This is a genomic window from Mesorhizobium oxytropidicola, assembly GCF_056174625.1.
This window is the reverse complement of sequence record NZ_CM149692.1, coordinates 792,484-810,822: the sequence shown is the minus strand read 5'-3', so window position 1 is coordinate 810,822 and position 18,339 is coordinate 792,484. Positions and strand designations below refer to the sequence as shown.

General features: G+C 65.0%; 11 protein-coding genes and 2 pseudogenes. 7 read left to right on the top strand and 6 right to left on the bottom strand.

Annotation, left to right across the window (positions count from 1 at the left end):
• Window positions 1-8 precede the first annotated feature (8 nt).
• The 4 genes from AC0V8S_RS03885 (at window position 9) to AC0V8S_RS03870 (ending at window position 7,594) form a co-directional block, all read left to right on the top strand.
• Complete coding sequence (locus tag AC0V8S_RS03885) at window positions 9-3,863, top strand: DUF7929 domain-containing protein (RefSeq protein ID WP_475436878.1); 3,855 nt, start codon at window positions 9-11, stop codon at window positions 3,861-3,863.
• A gap of 219 nt (window positions 3,864-4,082) precedes the next feature.
• Window positions 4,083-4,760: a ribulose-phosphate 3-epimerase gene (gene rpe / locus AC0V8S_RS03880; protein ID WP_475436877.1), complete on the top strand. Its 678-nt coding sequence runs from the start codon at window positions 4,083-4,085 to the stop codon at window positions 4,758-4,760.
• A gap of 400 nt (window positions 4,761-5,160) precedes the next feature.
• On the top strand, window positions 5,161-5,904 hold the full coding sequence (locus AC0V8S_RS03875) for a GntR family transcriptional regulator (protein ID WP_475438568.1): 744 nt from the start codon (window positions 5,161-5,163) through the stop codon (window positions 5,902-5,904).
• A 175-nt stretch (window positions 5,905-6,079) separates the two neighbouring features.
• Window positions 6,080-7,594: a malonate--CoA ligase gene (locus AC0V8S_RS03870; RefSeq protein ID WP_475436876.1), complete on the top strand. Its 1,515-nt coding sequence runs from the start codon at window positions 6,080-6,082 to the stop codon at window positions 7,592-7,594.
• Between the two features lie 17 nt (window positions 7,595-7,611).
• On the opposite strand, the gene AC0V8S_RS03865 is transcribed toward AC0V8S_RS03870, so the two are convergent.
• The 6 genes and pseudogenes from AC0V8S_RS03865 to AC0V8S_RS03840 form a co-directional block, all read right to left on the bottom strand.
• Window positions 7,612-9,675: an ABC transporter ATP-binding protein/permease gene (locus AC0V8S_RS03865; RefSeq protein ID WP_475436875.1), complete on the bottom strand. Its 2,064-nt coding sequence runs from the start codon at window positions 9,673-9,675 to the stop codon at window positions 7,612-7,614.
• Between the two features lie 75 nt (window positions 9,676-9,750).
• Window positions 9,751-10,862: pseudogene (locus AC0V8S_RS03860) on the bottom strand (NAD(P)/FAD-dependent oxidoreductase).
• A gap of 10 nt (window positions 10,863-10,872) precedes the next feature.
• Window positions 10,873-12,045 carry an N-acetylglucosamine-6-phosphate deacetylase gene (gene nagA, locus AC0V8S_RS03855; RefSeq protein ID WP_475436874.1) on the bottom strand — a complete coding sequence of 391 codons (1,173 nt, stop codon included), beginning with the start codon at window positions 12,043-12,045 and terminating at the stop codon, window positions 10,873-10,875.
• Entirely contained in the window at window positions 12,042-13,076 is a 1,035-nt protein-coding gene (locus tag AC0V8S_RS03850) for an SIS domain-containing protein (protein WP_475436873.1), read from the bottom strand. Before AC0V8S_RS03850 ends, nagA begins: the two co-directional genes overlap by 4 nt.
• Window positions 13,073-13,855, bottom strand: a complete 783-nt coding sequence (locus AC0V8S_RS03845) for a GntR family transcriptional regulator (RefSeq protein WP_096452258.1) — start codon at window positions 13,853-13,855, stop codon at window positions 13,073-13,075. The genes AC0V8S_RS03850 and AC0V8S_RS03845 overlap by 4 nt, the downstream gene beginning before the upstream one ends.
• Window positions 13,852-14,732: pseudogene (locus tag AC0V8S_RS03840) on the bottom strand (glucosamine kinase nucleotide-binding domain-containing protein). The gene AC0V8S_RS03845 and the pseudogene AC0V8S_RS03840 overlap by 4 nt, the downstream one beginning before the upstream one ends.
• A gap of 198 nt (window positions 14,733-14,930) precedes the next feature.
• On the opposite strand from AC0V8S_RS03840, the gene AC0V8S_RS03835 reads away from it, so the two are divergent.
• From AC0V8S_RS03835 to AC0V8S_RS03825, 3 genes are all read left to right on the top strand, one after another.
• Window positions 14,931-15,890, top strand: a complete 960-nt coding sequence (locus tag AC0V8S_RS03835; RefSeq protein ID WP_183464571.1) for an N-acetylmuramic acid 6-phosphate etherase — start codon at window positions 14,931-14,933, stop codon at window positions 15,888-15,890.
• A 2-nt stretch (window positions 15,891-15,892) separates the two neighbouring features.
• On the top strand, window positions 15,893-17,152 hold the full coding sequence (locus AC0V8S_RS03830; protein ID WP_095202945.1) for an ABC transporter substrate-binding protein: 1,260 nt from the start codon (window positions 15,893-15,895) through the stop codon (window positions 17,150-17,152).
• Window positions 17,153-17,405: 253 nt separating this feature from the next.
• Window positions 17,406-18,335, top strand: a complete 930-nt coding sequence (locus tag AC0V8S_RS03825) for a carbohydrate ABC transporter permease (RefSeq protein WP_475436872.1) — start codon at window positions 17,406-17,408, stop codon at window positions 18,333-18,335.
• The last annotated feature ends 4 nt before the right edge of the window (window positions 18,336-18,339 follow it).

Sequence of the window (18,339 nt, the reverse complement as noted above, 5' to 3'; positions counted from 1 at the left end):
AGGGGAAGATGAAAAATCTCGCACTCTCCCCGCTCGCGCAAAACAACGCAACCGTCATGGAGACGATCATGAAACCCCTGTCATACGCCAGGCGCGGCGCGCGCTGGCTGATGGCGGCCGGTATCGCGGTCGCCATGTTCACCCCTCTGGCAAGCCATGCGGAAGACGCCGCTCCGATCACCCCCGAACTGAGGCTCGACCTCGACAATTCGCGCGTCGTCAATCCGCGGCCGGAACGGGTCGTCCCCTTCTTCACCAAAAGAGGCACCCAGAGAGGCTGCGACTATGTCGTCTACTCCCTGAGCTTCGGCCTGCGCGGTGATCCTCAGGGCTTTGCCGATCCGGGCCTGGTGGCCTTGCTGAAGAAACTCAAGATCGAGTTCAAGGACCAGCTTCCGCACGGCCTTTCGATCGTCAACGTCAATGTGTCCGGCGACGGCACGGATGCCTCCGGCGGGCCACTGCCGGGCGCGACGATCAGCAATTCGGCGGGTCCCAACGATACCGCCACGGTGTCCGATTTCCGGCTCTCCGCCGCCGATCTCGATGGCGCCGGGGCTGCCAATGAACGCGTCATCAACTTCCAGATCACGGCCAAGATCGACCATGCGGCATTTCCCGCGCCGACGATCGTCGACAATCAGGGCCTGATCAAGGTGAGCAACGAAGCCGGCACCGGGACCATCATCCCGTCGCAGGATCCGAGCAAGCCCGACGACGGCGACTACAAGACCGGCGTGAAGACCTCGATCAAGATCGATGTCACCAAGTGCGAACCGCCGCCACCACCTCCCGGCAAGGAATGCTTCAAGGTGGAACGCGGCACGGTCGATTGCGTGCCCGGCGGCGGCGCCTTCATCTACCACATGCCGGTCGGCCCGGAGATGGGCGGCAAGTGGGTGCAGGTGTCGACCACCACGCCGGGCATCACCATCATCCCAGACACTCAGCTGGTGCCTCCGGGCGGCGGTGTGCTCAACTGGAAGATCGTCGGGGCATCGCCCGGCGACGTCATCCACCTCATCGTCACCGGCATCGAGACCTATGCCGGGCCGAAGGAAGGCTGGGGCCTGTGCTGCACGCAGACCATCGACATCGTCATCCCGCGTGACCAGCGCTGCCCGCCCAAGGACAAGGAGCCGGACCTCAAGGTCGAGAAACGCGCCGATGTCGCGCGCTGCACCATGGCCGGCGGCTGCGACTTCACCATCAGGGTCACCAATGTCGGCACCGCGCCCTACAACGGCAAGATCGTGCTCGACGAGGTGACGCTGCCGGCCGGTTCGACGCTGAGTTCGGGGCCCAATCCGCCCTGGGTCTGCGTGCCTGGCACCACCCCGATGACGTGCACCTATCCGGTGACCACGCTCAATCCGGGGGCTTTTGTCGACCTCACGCTCGGCTTCAAGCCGGCGGGAGGCTGGCAAGGCAAGGTGTTGCGCAACTGCGCCACCTACAATTATCCGGCCAGCGGCAAGCCGCTGTTCGGCAGCCAGCAAAACGACCGTGGCTGCGCCTCGATCCCGATCTGCCGCCGTGGCGATCGTGACCGCGACTGCCAGCCGCCGGTCGAGAAGAAGGTCGACCTGATCCTGAAGAAGCGGGCCCGCACCGAAATCTGCACGGCCGACGGCGTCTGCTACTTCGTGATCGACATCATCAACAACGGCACATCGACCTATAACGGGCCGTTGACGGTGATCGACAACTATCCTGGCGGCGCCCCGGCCTCCTCGACCTTCGGCCCGAGCCCGCCCTGGACATGCGGACCGAACGGCCCCGGCCAGTTCCGCTGCGACAATGCAGGCATCTCGCTGCCTGCGGGCGCCTCGACACCGATCTTCGTCAAGGCGGTCATGCCGGCCGGCTACCAGTCGGATACGGTCGAGAACTGCGCCGCGGTGAAGGCCATTCCCGGTGAGGTCGACCTCACCAACAACAAAGCCTGCGCCAAGGAACGCATCCGTCGTCCCAATGGCGGCCAGCCTGGCTTGCGCATCACCAAGGTGTGCAGCGGCTCGCTGGCCGGTGCCGCGGTCGTCTCTTGCCGCATCACCGTCTCCAACGCCGGCACGGCAGCCCCCACCGGTCCGGTGCGGGTCAACGATGCCGCCACGCTGGTATCGGGCGGCGCGCCCGTCCAGATCCAGACCGTCACACCAGACGGCGCGGAATGGGCGTGCGGACCGGTTCCGGCCAACACGCTGTCGTGCCAGATTCCCGGTGCCGTCATGACACCCGGAACCAGCCGCCACTTCGACGTGACGGTGTCGGCCAATGGCGAGTTCGAGAACTGCGCGCGCGGCTCCTATGGGCCGGCGCAAGGCGACGACATCGTCTACCCGATCGGCCAGGCCTGCGCCAAGGGCGGCGGCTCTTCGACCATCCGTGTCGAAAAGACCGGCGACCGCGAATGCAAGCTCGGCCAGCCCTGCTCGTTCGACATCACCATCACCAATGACGGGACGAGCCCCTTCTCCGGCCCGGTTCGCATCGGTGATGCGATCGGCGTGGAAGGGCTCGGCCGGCTGGACGGCGTTGCGATCACCTCGATCGACCCGCCCTTCGGCTGTTCGCCCGAACCGGCAACCTTGCCGCTGTCCTGCATCGCCAACCTGACGCTCGGCGCCGGCGAAAGCCAGTCGCATCGCGTTACCGTGGTCATTCCCGACGACGGGCGTCTGGCCAACCTGCAGGGCAACGTCAATGGCCAGAACTGCGTTGGCGTCCTGTCTCCCGACACGCGGGTGCAGGGCGGCGGCGACGTGCTGGGCGGCGACCAGACCAACGTGCAGGGCGATCGCGGAAAGGCCTATGCGTGCCACCCCTTCATCATCACCCATGAGGTGAAGAACCAGTGCTCGCCGGGCTTCGTCATGAACGACGCCGGCCGCTGCGTCTGCCCGGAAGGCACCACCTTCCGCAACGGCCAGTGCACCGGCGGCGGCACCAACATCCTGCCGACGCCACCGCCGCCGCCGAAGCGCTGCGTGCTGCTCGAAGGCCAGATCCGCACCGAGGACGGGCGCTGCATTTGCCCGCGCGGTACGCAACTGGAGAACGGGAAGTGCGTCAGGACCGACAGACCCGAGCAGTGCACCATCCGTGGCCAGATCCACAACGCCGATGGCGACTGCGTCTGCCCGCAAGGGACCGAGGTGCGCAACGGCGCCTGCCGTCCGGTCCGGCCGAAGCCTGAGCAGTGCCGCATCCCCGGTCAGATCCGCAATGCCGATGGCGATTGTGTCTGTCCGCAAGGGACCGAGGTGCGCAACGGCGCCTGCCGACCGATCCGGCCGAAGCCTCAGCAGTGCCGCATCCCCGGCCAGATCCGCAATGCCGATGGCGATTGTGTCTGTCCGCAAGGGACCGAGGTGCGCAATGGCGCCTGCCGACCGGTCCGGCCGAAGCCTGACCAGTGCACCATCCGCGGCCAGGTGCACGATGCCAATGGCGATTGCGTCTGCCCGCGTGGGACCGAGGTGATCGACGGCGCATGCCGGCGCAAGCAGCCGCAGCTGGAGCAGTGCGACATACGCGGCCAGGTCCACAACAAGCGCGGCGAGTGCGTCTGTCCGCGTGGGACCGAGGTCATCGACGACGCGTGCCGCAAGCCCAGGCAACAGACGGAATGCGCACCGGGCTCGCAGATGGTCGATGGCCAGTGCCAGCCGATCTTCAGGCGGCGCTGCCCGGAAGGCACGATTGGGCGCTATCCCAACTGCCGGCCGATACGCGGGCAGCCGTCGCTGGAGATCAATCCGGGCCTGCTGCTGCAGCAGGTCCTGCCACGGCGCGCACCGCAGGTCGAACAGCAGCAGGATCCGACACCAAACAGGATCCTGAAACTCCAGCAGCAGTAACCATTCTGCTCGACGCCAGGTCAAAACCCGCCGGAGCAATCCGGCGGGTTTTCTTCATGGCCCGGCAAGCGGGAATTGGCTGCGGCAGGATCGGAGACGCCGCAACGCCACCCAAGCCTGTGGAGCCCCTGTGCCTGCACCCTCGACAAGTCACCCGCCGGGCATTAGGCAGTCGGTCCAGGATCAGCGGACGAAAAGGCCGTCCGGAAAGGCTGCGGCATGAGCAAAAAGACCTTGATAGCACCGTCGGTGCTGGCTTCGGACTTTTCGAAGCTTGGCGACGAGGTCGAAGCCGTCGCGGCCGCCGGCGCCGACTGGATCCATCTCGATGTCATGGATGGCCATTTCGTCCCCAACATCACCTTCGGCCCGCCGGTGATCAAGGCGATCCGCAACCGCACCAAGGCCTTCTTCGACTGCCATCTGATGATTGCGCCGGCCGATCCCTATCTCGCCGCCTTCGCCGAGGCCGGCTGTGACGGCATGACGGTGCATGCCGAGGCCGGGCCGCATCTCGACCGCTCGCTGCAGACCATCAGGAACCTCGGCAAGAAGGCCGGCGTGGCGCTCAATCCGGCGACGCCGGAAGCGACGATCGAATATGTGCTCGACCGGCTCGACCTGATCCTGATCATGACCGTCAACCCGGGGTTCGGCGGCCAGGCCTTCATCCCGGGGATCGTCGACAAGGTGAGAAGGGTCAAGGCGCTGATCGGCGACCGGCCGATCCGCATCGAGATCGATGGCGGCGTTTCGCCGGAAACAGCCCCCCTGGTCACATCAGCCGGCGCCGATGTGCTGGTGGCCGGCGCCGCGATCTTCAAGGGCGGCAGCGTCGAAGCCTACCGCGCCAACATCGAGGCGATCCGGACGGCGGCCGACGAGGCCGCCGGCTAACGCGCTGCGTTCCATTCCGGTCAAAATCCAACGGTCGGCTAAGAGTCCTTGTGCCGACGTGACTCTTCCAGGTCCGGCGCGCTCGAATCAGCACCCGCACGGGAGGCCTGATTCGCGGTGAACCGGCGGTTGTCTTTGCGCGCGACAGAAAAGATGCTCGCATGGGCACACAGGAAACAGATGATCCTGCGTGCATACAAAACATGTTAAGTTTCTACTGGTTGTAGAGATGCACGATTTTCCACGCACAGATGCAGATCGGGTACATTCCTTTGTGCTTAAGTACAATAACGCCATCTTCTGCTTGAGCCCCTTGACGCAAGCACTGTATGGTACATGTACGGAAGGAATCGTTTCGGACTCGAATTGCCCGGAGAAAAATGGGGACAAGGAGTCGATTTTGACATACGGAGCTGCCAACCTGAACGACGACGGCACAGGATCCAAGAGCACGCTTGCCAGCACGGTCTATCACCAATTGCGGGATGATCTTCTCGGCGGCGCTCTTGAAACCGAAAGCAAACTGCGGGTCGAGTGGGTTGTCTCCAAGTATGGCGCCGGTGCTTCCCCGGTTCGTGAAGCCCTTAATCGCCTTGCCTCCGAAGGACTTCTTGGTCGTCATGACCAGCGTGGCTTTTTCATCATGCCGGTCAGTGCGACGGAGCTCGAGGAGCTGACGCGCACCCGCTGCTGGCTCGAGGAGCGGGCGCTTCGCGAATCCATTGCCCACCGCACCGCCGAATGGGAAGAACAGCTGGTGCTGGCGTTGCACCGCCTGGGCCGCGCCTCACGTCTTTCGCCGCAAAATGCCTCGTCGCTCGATCCGGATTGGGAGAAATTGCACCGCACCTTCCACCGGGTGCTGATCTCGGCCTGCCGGTCGCATTGGCTGGTGGGTTTCTGCGATCAGCTTTCCGATCATGCCTATCGCTACCGGCAAATGGCCAATGACGACCAAAGCATCCAGCGTGACGATTTCGGCGAACACCGGCTGATCGCCGAATGCGCGCTGGACGGCAATGCCGACGGCGCCGTCCAGGCCTTGATCGATCACTACCAGCTGACCGCCTCTATGTGCTTGGAACGCTTCAAGGAAGGCGAAGTCGCAAAAGCCGCCGCCCCGGCCGAACGCGCCCGGCGGTAACGATCATTTCCTTTGGCGAGCCTTGCCGTCGTCGTTCGCGGCCTTTCGGCGGACGTGACGCGTTGGACCGCCACCTCCAGTCTTGACGGCATCGCTGGGAAACGCGAACTCTTCGCCGCCGACGCATGCCGCCCAAAGGGCGGCGTCGCTATTGCCGCCACCCAGGGAAGACTCCATGAGCAATCATCTGTTCGATGCGTTCCGGTCCCGGATGCCGGCACCGGCAAGTCTGTTGATGGAAACCGATGATGGGCGCTCGCTGAGCTATGGCGACATGCTGGCGCGGTCGGCACAGCTCGCGCATGCGCTCCTGCAACTGGACGTCGAGCCCGGCGACCGGGTCGCCGTGCAGGTCGAGAAGAGCCCGGAGGCGCTGCTGCTCTATCTCGCCTGCGTGCGCGCCGGTGCCGTCTTCCTGCCGCTCAACACGGCCTATACGCTGACCGAGCTCAGCTATTTCTTTGGGGATGCAGCCCCTCGGGTCATCGTCTGCGATCCGGCGAAGGCGGCCGATATCGGCCGCATGGTCGAGCCATCCGGTGCCATCGTGGTCACGCTCGACCGCAACGGCCGGGGATCGTTAGCGGACCAGGCCTCGCGTCTGCCGTCGGATTTTCACGATGTGGCGCGTGGGCCGGAGGATCTCGCGGCAATCCTCTACACCTCGGGAACCACCGGACGCTCGAAGGGCGCCATGCTCAGCCACGAGAACCTGGCTTCGAACGCGCGGGTGCTGGTCGAGCAATGGCGCTTCACATCAGGCGATGTGCTTGTCCACGCGCTGCCGATCTTCCACACCCACGGCCTGTTCGTCGCCACCAACGTCATCCTGATGGCCGGCGCCGCGATGTTGTTTGAGCAGAAATTCGATCCGGCCCGCATCGTCGCATTGCTGCCGCGCGCCACGGCGCTGATGGGCGTGCCGACCTTCTATACCAGGCTGCTGCAGCAGGCTGGACTGGACCGCGAGGCGGCGAAAAACATACGCCTGTTCGTGTCCGGCTCGGCGCCGTTGCTGGCCGACACGCACAAGGCCTGGCGCGAGCGCACCGGCCACGCCATCCTCGAACGCTACGGCATGACCGAGACCAACATGAACACCTCCAACCCCTATGAAGGCGAACGGCGCGCCGGCACAGTCGGCTTTCCCTTGCCTGGGGTCGCGCTGCGCATCGCCGATCCCGACAACGGCAAGCCGTTGGCCCAAGGCGAGGTCGGCATGATCGAGGTCAAGGGCCCGAACGTGTTTGGCGGCTACTGGCGCATGCCGGAAAAGACCAAGGCGGAATTCCGCGCCGACGGTTTCTTCATCACGGGCGATCTCGGCACGATCGACACCGACGGCTATGTCCATATCGTCGGCCGCGGCAAGGACCTGATCATCTCAGGTGGTTACAACATCTATCCGAAGGAGCTTGAAAGCGAGATCGACGCGCTTGACGGCGTGAGCGAAAGCGCCGTCATCGGCGTTGCCCATCCGGATTTCGGCGAAGGCGTCACAGCGGTCGTCGTGCGGGCGCCGGCATCGCAGATCACCGGAGCCGAAATTCTCAGCGCCATCGCCGAACGCGTGGCCAGGTACAAACACCCGAAGCAGGTGATCTTCGTCGACGAATTGCCGCGCAACACGATGGGCAAGGTGCAGAAGAATCTTCTGCGCGACACGTACAAGGACCTCTACGCATCCTAGGTGGTGGGTGCGCCCCGTTACTTCGGCTTGCGCGGCTTTTCGGCCTTCGTACCGGAGCCCCACAAGGCACGCTGGATCAGGCCGCGTTTGCGGTTGCGTGATACAAGGTCGACATCCCCGACCAGCTTTGCGCCGCCCTTGTGCCGCTCGAGCGTGATCTTGCGGGTGTGGAAGGCTTCCAGTTCGGCGCGGTGCGCCACGCTGACGATGGTGACCTCAGGCAATTCGCGGATCACCGTCTGCATCATCTGGTCCTGGCTCTTTTCGTCCAGCGCCGAGGTCGCCTCGTCCAGCACGACAATGTCGGGGCGATGCAGCAGAAGGCGCGCGAAGGCGACCCGCTGTTTTTCTCCGCCCGACAAGGTCTGGTCCCAGGGCGCTTCCTCCTTGATCCGCCCAGTGAGGTGGCCGAGGCCGACCTTGTCGAGGGCGGTCTTGATCTGTTCGAGCTTCCACTTGTTGGCGGCCGCGGGATAGGCGACCACCCGGCGCAGCGTGCCGGACGGGATGTAGGGCCGCTGCGGCAACATGAACAATCGCTTATCGGGATGGAAACTGACGCTGCCGCTTCCCCATGGCCACAGGCCGGCGATCGCCCGCACCAGCGTCGACTTGCCCGAGCCGGATTCGCCTGAAACCAGCACCCGCTCGCCCGCCTCGACCCCGACTTCCGTTTCCTTGACCACGGACGTGCCGTCGTCGAGCGTCACGGAGAGGTTGTCGAGGGAGAGCATCGTATCGCCCCTGGTCTCGCCGTGAAGGATGCGCCCCAGCTCGTCGCTCTGCTCGGCGCGCTCCAGCCCGTCGAGCGACATCATCAGAGAGGCGATGCGGCGCGCCGAGGCGTTCCAGTCGGCGAGACGCGGGTAGTTGTCGACCAGCCAACCGAACGAGCCCTGCACGATGGCGAAGGCGGAGGCCGCTTGCATGACCTGTCCGAGCGACATCGAGCCTTCGAGAAACTTTGGCGCACAGAGCAAGACCGGCACGACCGGCGCGAACAGGCTCGAGCCCTGCGACACCAGGGCCGTGCGCATATGCTGTCCGGTCAGCTGTGCCCATCGCTTCAGCACACCGGCAAAGGTCCTGTCGATGCCGCTGCGTTCCTCCTCCTCGCCGCCGAGCAAGGCGATGCTCTCGCCGTTTTCGCGCACGCGCGTCAGCACGTAGCGAAATTCGGCTTCCGTCTGGTTCTTCTCTTCGGACAGCCGCACGAAATCGCGGCCGATGACGAACATCGACGTTGAGGTGATCGCGGCATAGATTACCGCCGTGACGACGAGGAAGCCGGGCACGGTGAAGGTCGAGCCTCCCAGGTTGATGCTCAAGGCCCCGCCGATCGTCCACAGCACCACGATGAAGGTCGAGGCCGACAGGGTGGCGACAATCACGCCGGCAACGAAGTCGACGGGCGCATCGGTGGCCACCCGCAGATCTTCCGAGAGGCGGGCCTCGGGGTTCTGGTGGTCGCCCTTCACGAGGTTCAGCTGGTAGTAGCGGCCATTGGCCAGCCAGCGCGCGATCACCGAGGTGGTCAGCCAGGCGCGCCAGCGGCGCTGCATCGTCATGCGCAGATAAACCTGCACGACGACAAGGCTGATGCTGCCAAGCACGAGCGGCACGAACACCGCGCTGAGGAAATAGACGGTATGGGCGTCGCGCTTCTCGATGGCGTCGAAAATGGCGCGGTTCCAGAGATTGATCCCGTACTGAAAGCCGACATTGACGCCGATCAGGATCAACAGCCCGATCGTCAGCGGCCAGCCGAGCTTGTCGCCATGCCGCCCCCAATAGCCGCGCCCGCTGATCCAGAACCGCTTGAGCAGATATTTCTTGCGCGCCTGTTCGGCCGCCTCGGGCGTCAACTCCGGATCGGGTTCGACGGCCTCCGGCGGTGGAGCTTCGCCGACAATGTCGGAGGCGGCCGCTTCGACGGCCGATGCCTTCTTGTCGCGTGGCTTTTTTTCGCGCGGTTCCTGCTCGCGCGGTCTCTCGTCACGCGGCGTTTGCCGTCGCGGCTTCGGGGCGCCGCGCGGTTCGATGCCGTCGGCCGGGTTCGATCTGGGTTTCGCCTCGGACATACGCCCCGACAACGACCTGGAAATCAAAAGGTTTCATGACCTCCGCTTGGGATGATAAATTCCCAGCGGCGCCTCTCATTGCGGATAGAGCAGTTCGACCACATGGTCGGCGATCGCCAGGCTTGCCGTCAGGCCGGGGCTTTCTATGCCGAACAGGTTGACGATGCGCCCAGCGCCATGATCCGCAGGACCCTGGATCACGAAATCGGTGGCAGGCTGGCCGGGGCCGGACAGTTTCGGCCTGACCCCGGCATAGGCCGGCTGCAGCGCGCCGTCGGCAAGGGCGGGCCAATAGCGCCGGATCGCTTCGTAGAAGACGGCGCTTCGGCTGGGATCGACGATGTAATCCACATGGTCGACCCACTCGACATCGGGCCCAAAGCGCGCACTGCCGCCGAGGTCGAGCGTCAGATGGACGCCAAGCCCACCGTCGACCGGAACCGGATAGATCAGCCGCGAAAAGGGCGACCGGCCTGGCAGGGAGAAGTAGTTTCCGCGCGCCAGCCACTGCCGGGGGATGAGCCCTTGTGGGAAGCCGGCGATCCGGCCGGCCACGGCCTGCGCATCGAGGCCGGCGGCATTGACGAAGGCTGCCGCCTCCAGCGCAAAGGTCTCGCCATTGGCATGGCGCGTGTCGATCCGGATCCCGTCGGTCTCGATCGTCGCCCCGGCGAACGCGGTGAGCAAGGCGAAGGACGCGCCGGCGGTCTCGGCGGCGCCGCGCAACGACAGCATCAGAGCATGGCTGTCGACAATGCCGGTCGACGGCGACAACAGCGCGCCGGCACATGTCAGCGCCGGTTCCAGGCTTTCGGCCTCGCTTTGCGTCAGGAACTGGAGATCATCGACCCGCAGCGTCGGGCATTGGCCTCGATTGCCCGCAACCCGTCCGTCTGGCCGGGCTCGCTGGCGACGATCAGCTTGCCGGTGCGCGTATGGGCGATGTTGTGCTCGGCGCAATAGGCGTAGAGGCGCTGCCGCCCTTCAAGGCAAAGCCGGGCCTTCAGGCTCCCGGGCGCATAATAGAGTCCGGCATGGATGACTTCGGAATTGCGCGAACTGGTGACGGTGCCGATCGCGTCGGCCTGTTCGATCACCACCACCTCGCGGCCCGATACGGCAAGCGCCCTGGCAATGGCAAGTCCGACGACGCCTGCTCCGGCGACGACGCAATCGATTGTCTGCATGGCCTCGCTCTCAGTGCGGAGCGACAGCCTCGAACACTTTGGCGCCGCCGATCCAGACGCTTCCTATGCCAAGATCGTCCGACAGCGCAACGATGTCGGCGGCCGTGCCATTGGCGAAACGGCCAAGCCGGTGCGACTGGCCGATCGCCTGTGCCGGATAAAGCGAGGCCATGCGCAAGGCTTCGGACAGATTGACGCCGACGACATTGTGCATGAAGCGCACGGCCGAGATCATATCGAGATCGGCGCCGGCCAGCGTGCCGTCGGCAAGCCTGAGACTGCCATCCCGGCGGTAGATGGTGCGGCCGTTCAGCGTGAACGAAGTCATGTCGGTGCCGATCGTCGCCATCGCGTCTGAGACCAGCACGATCTTGCCCGGTCCCTGTTTGGCGTCGAGCGCGATCCTGATGCTTGCGGGATGGACATGGATGCCGTCGGCGATCAGCCCGGCGGACAAGGTGCCGATGTCGATGGCCGCACCGACAAGGCCAGGCTCGCGGTTGCCGATCTGGCTCATCGCGTTGAACAGATGGGTAGCCACACTGGCACCGGCTTCGGCGAAGGCCATTGCCGTCGCGTAACCCGTGTCGGAATGGCCGAGGCTGACGATGATGCCGGCCTTGGCCAAGGCCGCAACGCGGGCTGGTTCCACGGATTCCGGCGCGATCGTGGTGAGCAGCACCGGCAGCTTCTGCCGCGCGGCGATCAGCATCGCCTGGTCGGCGTCCGTCATTGGCCGGATCAGCGCCGGATCATGCGCGCCCTTGCGGGCGATCGACAGATGCGGGCCCTCGAGATGCAGGCCGAGGAAGCCTGGCACCTTTTGCAGCATGGCGGCCTCGCCGGCAGCGATGGCGGAAGCGGTGATGGCGGGCGTGTCGGTGATCAGCGTCGCCAGCAGCGCCGTCGTGCCGAACGGCGCGTGCGCCCTGCAGATGGTTTCGATCGAGGCGACATCGGGGTGGTCGTTGAGCATGACGCCGCCGCCGCCATTGACCTGGATGTCGACGAAGCCCGGCGCCAGCATGCCGTCGCCGGTGTCGACGGTGCGGATATCCGAGGGGATGGCGCCGGTGGGCAAAATAGCCTCGACAAGACCGTCGCGCACGACGAGTGCCGCGCCTTCGTGCCAGTCGTCGCCGTCGAAAATGCGGCCCCCAGTCAGGGCAAAACGGTCGCTCATACCGTCTCCGTTACCTTGCGAAGATTGCGCGGCGTGTCCGGATCGAGGCCGCGGTGGCGCGCGAAGGCCTCGACGAACACGTAGAACGAGACGATCAGCGTCAGCGGGTCGGTCAGCGGGTGACCGGTGGCGACATGCGGCAGCCGCGTGGCGCGGTTGGCAAGCGCCGATGTGACGAACACCGGTGCCCCCTTGGCCGCCAGCCCGTCGGCCGCTTCGGCGACGGACGGTTCGGACGCATCGCGCGCGGCCAGCGCCAGCACCGGAAAATCGGGGCCGATCAGCGCCAGCGGGCCATGCATGACTTCGGCCGCGCTGTAGGCCTCGGCATGCATGCCGCAGGTTTCCTTGAACTTCAGCGCCGCCTCGTTGGCCATCGCCGCCGACGGTCCGCGGCCAAGGATGAACAGCGACTTCTGCTTCTCGATCGTTTCAGCGAGCAGGCTCATCCAATCGCAGGCAATCGCCTTGCCGAAATGCTCGGGCAAGCGCGCCAGCGCTGCCAGAAGTGCCTCGTCGCCGGTGGAATGCGCCATCAAGGCGAGACCGGCGACGGCGGAATTGACGAAGGTCTTGGTAGCCGCGACGCTGCGCTCGGGCCCGGCCAATATGTCGATCGCATAGTCCGAGGCCCGCGCCAGCGGCGAATCGGCGGTGTTGGTAACGGCGATGGTCAGCGCGCCGCCGGCGCGTGCGGTTTCGGCCATGGCGACGATGTCGGGGCTCTTGCCCGACTGCGAGATCGCGAGACACGCCGAGCCGCCGAGCCGGAGTTTACGGCCATAGATCGAGGCGATGGAGGGGCCGACCGAAGCGACGGCGAGGCCCGCGGTCAGTTCGACGGCGTATTTCATGAAGGTCGCCGCATGGTCGGACGAACCGCGCGCCACGGTGACGACAAACTGCGGGTCGCGCTCGCGAATGCCGCGCCCGGCTTCCGCCAGCACGGCGCCGGAACCGTCGAGCAGACGGGCGACGGCCTGCGGGATCTCCTCGATCTCGCGCTGCATATGGGTGGTGTTGGAGATCATGGTCGGCCCTCTTCGCTCGGCCCTGTCAGCCGCAGTTCGGCGACGAAATCATAGGCGTCGCCCCGGTAGATGGAGCGGGTGAATTCGATCACCTTGCCGCTCGCCAGATAGGAAATGCGTTCGATGTGCAGGCCGGCAATGCCCGGCGGCACTTCGAGCAGGCGCGCATCGCTGTCGCCGAGATTGGCGGCCGATATGCGCTGCACCGCCCGCACCGGCCGGTTGCCGGTCAATTCCAGCGCCGCATAGAGCGAGGAACCGATGCCCGCCGGGTCGGGCAGCACGCTGGCCGACAGCGAGGCGCGTTCGATCGCCAGCGGCGTGTCGTTGGCGATGCGCAGGCGCGCCACGCGCGCCACCAGTTCGCTCGACGACAGGCCAAGCACCATCATCTCGTCGGGCGAGGGCGCGTAGAGGCCACGATCGAGCCAGGCCGACCGCACCGCCATGCCGCGCCGCGCCATGTCTTCGGTAAACGAGGTCAGACGCGACAGCGATTGCTCGACGCGCTCCATGCGCGGCGCCACGAAGGTGCCGGAGCCGTGGCGCTGCACCAGGATGCCGCCCTTCACCAGATCCTGCACCGCCTTGCGCACGGTGACGCGCGAAATGTCGGCCTTGGTGGCGATGTCGCGCTCCGAAGGCAGCGCGTCGCCCGGCCCGATCAGGCCACGGTTGACCGCGTCCTCGATGCTTTTGCGCAATTGCAGATAGAGCGGGGCGCCGCTTTGCGAGGATTGCTTCAGCGTGGCGAAGATCTGGTCGGCGGCGTCGCTCATCGAGCCGCCTCCGCTGGTTTGGCGAACAGCCGCGCCGCCATCTGCACCGCCCCGCCCAGCGCGTCGTCGAGCGGCGGCTTCAGCAGCGCCTGGTAGCGTGCCGACAGGCGCGGCGCATAAAGCGGTGCCAGTCCGCCGAGCAGACAAAGCGGCGCATCATCCGGAAGGCCGAGCGCGCCGAGCGAGGCTTCGACATCGCTGACCGCCTTGTCGACGATCCAGTTGGCGACGGCATCGCCCTTTTCGGCGTGCTCGAACACTTTGGGCGCGAAGCCGCCGAAATCGCCGGGCTTGGCATTGGTGGTGAACTCGACCACGTCCTCGGGATTGTTGCGGAAGGTGGCCATCATGGCGTCGGTCAGCGGTGAGCGCGCGCGCACGCCGTCATGGGCCAGCAGCGTCTGTTCCAGTAGGTCGCGGCCGATGCGGGCGCCGCTGCCCTGGTCGCCGACCTGGAACCCCCAGCCGCCAATGGCGCGCGATTTGCCGTTCCTGCGCGCCATATAGGCGGTGCCGGTGCCGAGGATGGCCATGGCGCCGTCACCGGAACCGACGGCGCCCTCCAGCGCGATCTCGGCGTCGGTCTCGACGCGGCTGGTGCTGAACGGCAGGATCGCTTCGAGCTGCTGCCGGTAAGTGCCGACATTGGCGCCGGCGAGGCCGAGAATGGCCGGTGTCTGCGGGATCAGTTCGGATCTTGCCCGGCAACGATGAAAGCCTGCCGTGCTGCGTCGACAATGTTCGACCGCGCCCCGGTGAGGTCGGTGCGGATGTTGGCGGCGCCGCTTTTGGCGCGACCAATGACAGCGCCGTCCACTGTTGCCAGGGCGGCCCTGCAGCTGGTGCCGCCGCCATCGATACCGAGCACGAATTTCACGCGATTTCTCCTCCGGGCGGATAATACCAATAAAATACCAATAGCCAAGGGTTAATTTCCGTTTCAAAAAGATTAAGCCGTATTTTATTGAAAAATCTGCACATTTCGCCGGCTCAGCGATTTCCTGTCAGCGAATTCGTTAATGCATGTGGACAAGTGGTATTTTTTTGGTATTGTTCTGGTATTGGAGGAACACGGATGGCTGAAACGCGCACCGAAGCGCTTCACAGGAATGCCGAGGGGCTGGATATCCAGGCTCCGGAAGCCATCCTTGTTTCGCTGGCCGACGCGCAGATCGAAGCCGCCAAGGCCGTCCGCAACGCCATCCCCGCCATCGCCAAAGCCGCCGAGATCATCGCCGCCCGGTTGCGCAGCGGCGGCAAGCTTGCCTATGCAGCGGCCGGCAGCTCCGGCCTGATGGCGCTGGCCGACGCCCTGGAATTGCCCGGCACCTTCGGCATTCAGCGCGACCGCATCGCCATCCTGGTCGCCGGCGGCGACGAGGCTTTCAAGACACTGGCCGGCGGCCCCGAGGATGACACCGAGGAGGCCGCGACTGCCGTCGCCAATGCCGGCATCGGTGCGGGCGATTGCCTGATCGCCCTTTCCGCCAGCGGCACCACGCCCTATGCCGTGTGCGCCATCGAGGAAGCCGCTCGCCGCGGTGCGGCCACCATCGGCATCGCCAACAACCGGGATTCTGCTCTGCTTCGCCAGGCGGAAACCGCCATCCTGCTCGAAACACCGCCGGAAGTGATCGCCGGCTCGACGCGCATGGGCGCCGGCACCGCGCAGAAGATCGCGCTCAACATGCTGTCGACCTTGACCGCCGTCCATCTCGGCCATGTCCATGACGGCTACATGGTCAATCTGATGGCCGACAACATCAAGCTGCGCGACCGCGCAGCGCGCATCGTCGCCGCCGTCAGCGGGCGCAGCACGGACGATGCAGCCCGTCTGCTCGAAAAGAGCGGCGGCGCGGTCAAGACCGCCATTCTGCTCGCCGCCGGTGCCGACAGCGCCGATGCGGCCGAGAAACTGCTGGAAGGAACCGGCCACAAATTGCGGCCGGCGCTTTCCGCGATCGAGGGGAGCAAGGGGTCAAAAGCCTCTGTTCTCATCAAAACCGAACCTGAAAAAGGTCAACAGGGAGACTGAGCATGACAACGAAACTACTGACGGCACTGCTTCTGGGCACCAGCATTCTCGGCTCGGCCGGGATGGCTTCTGCCGCGGACGTAACGCTCAACATCGAAAGCTGGCGCGGCGACGACCTGTCCATCTGGAAGGACAAGCTGATCCCGGCTTTCGAAGCCAAGAACCCCGGCATCAAGGTGGTGTTCGCACCCTCGGCGCCGACCGAATATGACGCCGCACTCGGTGCCAAGCTCGCCGCTGGCTCGGCGGGCGACCTGATCACCTGCCGCCCGTTCGACAAGTCGCTTGAACTCTACAAGAAGGGCAACCTCGCCGACCTCTCGGCGCTGCCCGGCATGGAGAACTTCTCGCCGGTCGCCAAGTCCGCCTGGCAGACCGACGACGGCAAGGCGAGCTTCTGCGTGCCGATGGCCTCCGTCATCCACGGCTTCATCTACAACAAGGACGCCTTCGACAAGCTCGGCATCAAGGTGCCGACGACCCGTGACGAGTTCTTCGCCGCGCTCGACAAGATCAAGGCCGACGGCACCTACATCCCGATGGCCATGGGCACCAAGGATCTTTGGGAAGCCGCGACCATGGGCTACCAGAACATCGGCCCCAACTACTGGAAGGGCGAGGACGGCCGCGCGGCGCTGATCAAGGGTGATCAGAAGCTGACCGACAAGGACTGGGTCGCTCCCTATGAGGAACTGGCCAAGTGGAAGCCGTATCTCGGCGACGGTTTTGAAGCCCAGACCTATCCGGACAGCCAGAACCTGTTCACGCTCGGCCGCGCCGCAATCTATCCGGCCGGCTCGTGGGAAATCGGCCTGTTCAACACCCAGGCGCAGTTCAAGATGGGCGCCTTCCCGCCGCCGGTCGAGAAGGCCGGCGACACCTGCTACATCTCCGACCATACCGATATCGGCATGGGCCTGAATGCAGCATCGAAGAACGCCGACGCCGCCAAGACCTTCCTGTCCTGGGTGGCCTCGCCGGACTTCGCCACCATCTACGCCAACGCGCTGCCGGGCTTCTTCAGCCTGAACTCCGCGCCGGTGAAGATGGCAGACCCGCTGGCGCAGGAATTCGTCTCCTGGCGCGGCAAGTGCAAGTCGACGATCCGTTCGACCTACCAGATCCTGTCGCGCGGCACGCCGAACCTCGAAAACGAGACGTGGGTTGAATCGGCCAACGTCATCAACGGCACCGACACGCCGGAAGCCGCGGCCAAGAAGCTGCAGACCGGTCTCGACAGCTGGTACAAGCCGGCGAAGTAAGAGCTCAGGCAACGGAGCCGGCTGGGCGCATGCCTGGCCGGTTCCGGATACCCTGGCTTTCAGAACAAGCCCATTCAGATAGCGATTGTCGGCACCGCCTCGCGGCCTTACCCTTGTTCGTCTTGGGGAAGGCTAGCTGATCAGTCGCAGGCCTTTGTTCTTGCCGTACCGGGCAAGGATGTCTGGGCCGTGCATCGAGGCATCATCTAGCATCGACACCCTTTGGAACCGAGAGACGGCGGGGACCGAACTCATGGCCGCAGAAATACGACCGAAAAGACCGTTCCGCTGGCACATCGGCATCTTCCTGGCGCCGGCCGTGCTTGTCTATACGGCGATCATGATCCTGCCACTCGCCGGCACGCTGCAGCTGTCGCTGTTCCGCAACATCGAACAGCACCAGGTCTTCGTCGGTCTGGACAATTTCCGCACCCTGTTCGGCGATCCCAACTGGTCGGTGAATTTCTGGAATGCGCTGCGCAACAACGTCTGGTTCTTCATCATCCACATGCTGGTGCAAAACCCGATCGGCGTCATGCTGGCCGCCCTTCTGTCCAGCCCGAGACTGAGATTCGCCGCCTTCTACCGCACGGCGATCTTCGTGCCCACCATCCTGTCCTTCGTCATCGTCGGCTTCGCCTGGAAGCTGATCCTGTCGCCGCTCTGGGGCGTGGCGCCGCATATGATGGATCTGGTCGGCCTGAAAAGCCTGTTCACACCATGGCTCGGCAAGGAACAATACGCGCTGACCGCGCTCAGCCTGATCTCGGTGTGGCAGTTCGTCGGCATCCCGATGATGCTGATCTACGCCGCCCTCCTGTCGATCCCTGAAGAGGTGATCGAGGCGGCTGAGTGTGACGGCATCACCGGCCTGTCGCAGTTCTGGAAGATCAAGCTGCCGCTGATCCTGCCGTCGATCGGCATCATCTCGATCCTCACCTTCGTCGGCAATTTCAACGCCTTCGACCTGATCTACACCGCGCAAGGGGCGCTCGCCGGGCCGAATTATTCGACCGATATTCTCGGCACCTTCCTCTACCGCGCCTTCTTCGGCTTCCAGCTGCAGGTCGGCGATCCCAATATGGGCGCGGCGATCGCCACGATGATGTTCCTTATCATCCTCGGCGGCGTCTGCGTCTACCTGTTCCTCGTCCAGACGCGCCTGCGTCGCTACCAGTTCTGAGGGG

What these genes read in the sequence shown, in the direction of transcription:
- AC0V8S_RS03845 (WP_096452258.1), bottom strand. Translation starts at nt 13,855, where the DNA reads ATGAGCGACGCCGCCGACCAGATCTTCGCCACGCTGAAGCAATCCTCG.
- rpe (WP_475436877.1), top strand. Translation starts at nt 4,083, where the DNA reads ATGAGCAAAAAGACCTTGATAGCACCGTCGGTGCTGGCTTCGGACTTT.
- AC0V8S_RS03885 (WP_475436878.1), top strand. Translation starts at nt 9, where the DNA reads ATGAAAAATCTCGCACTCTCCCCGCTCGCGCAAAACAACGCAACCGTC.
- AC0V8S_RS03870 (WP_475436876.1), top strand. Translation starts at nt 6,080, where the DNA reads ATGAGCAATCATCTGTTCGATGCGTTCCGGTCCCGGATGCCGGCACCG.
- AC0V8S_RS03835 (WP_183464571.1), top strand. Translation starts at nt 14,931, where the DNA reads ATGGCTGAAACGCGCACCGAAGCGCTTCACAGGAATGCCGAGGGGCTG.
- AC0V8S_RS03850 (WP_475436873.1), bottom strand. Translation starts at nt 13,076, where the DNA reads ATGATCTCCAACACCACCCATATGCAGCGCGAGATCGAGGAGATCCCG.
- AC0V8S_RS03825 (WP_475436872.1), top strand. Translation starts at nt 17,406, where the DNA reads ATGGCCGCAGAAATACGACCGAAAAGACCGTTCCGCTGGCACATCGGC.
- AC0V8S_RS03830 (WP_095202945.1), top strand. Translation starts at nt 15,893, where the DNA reads ATGACAACGAAACTACTGACGGCACTGCTTCTGGGCACCAGCATTCTC.
- AC0V8S_RS03865 (WP_475436875.1), bottom strand. Translation starts at nt 9,675, where the DNA reads ATGTCCGAGGCGAAACCCAGATCGAACCCGGCCGACGGCATCGAACCG.
- nagA (WP_475436874.1), bottom strand. Translation starts at nt 12,045, where the DNA reads ATGAGCGACCGTTTTGCCCTGACTGGGGGCCGCATTTTCGACGGCGAC.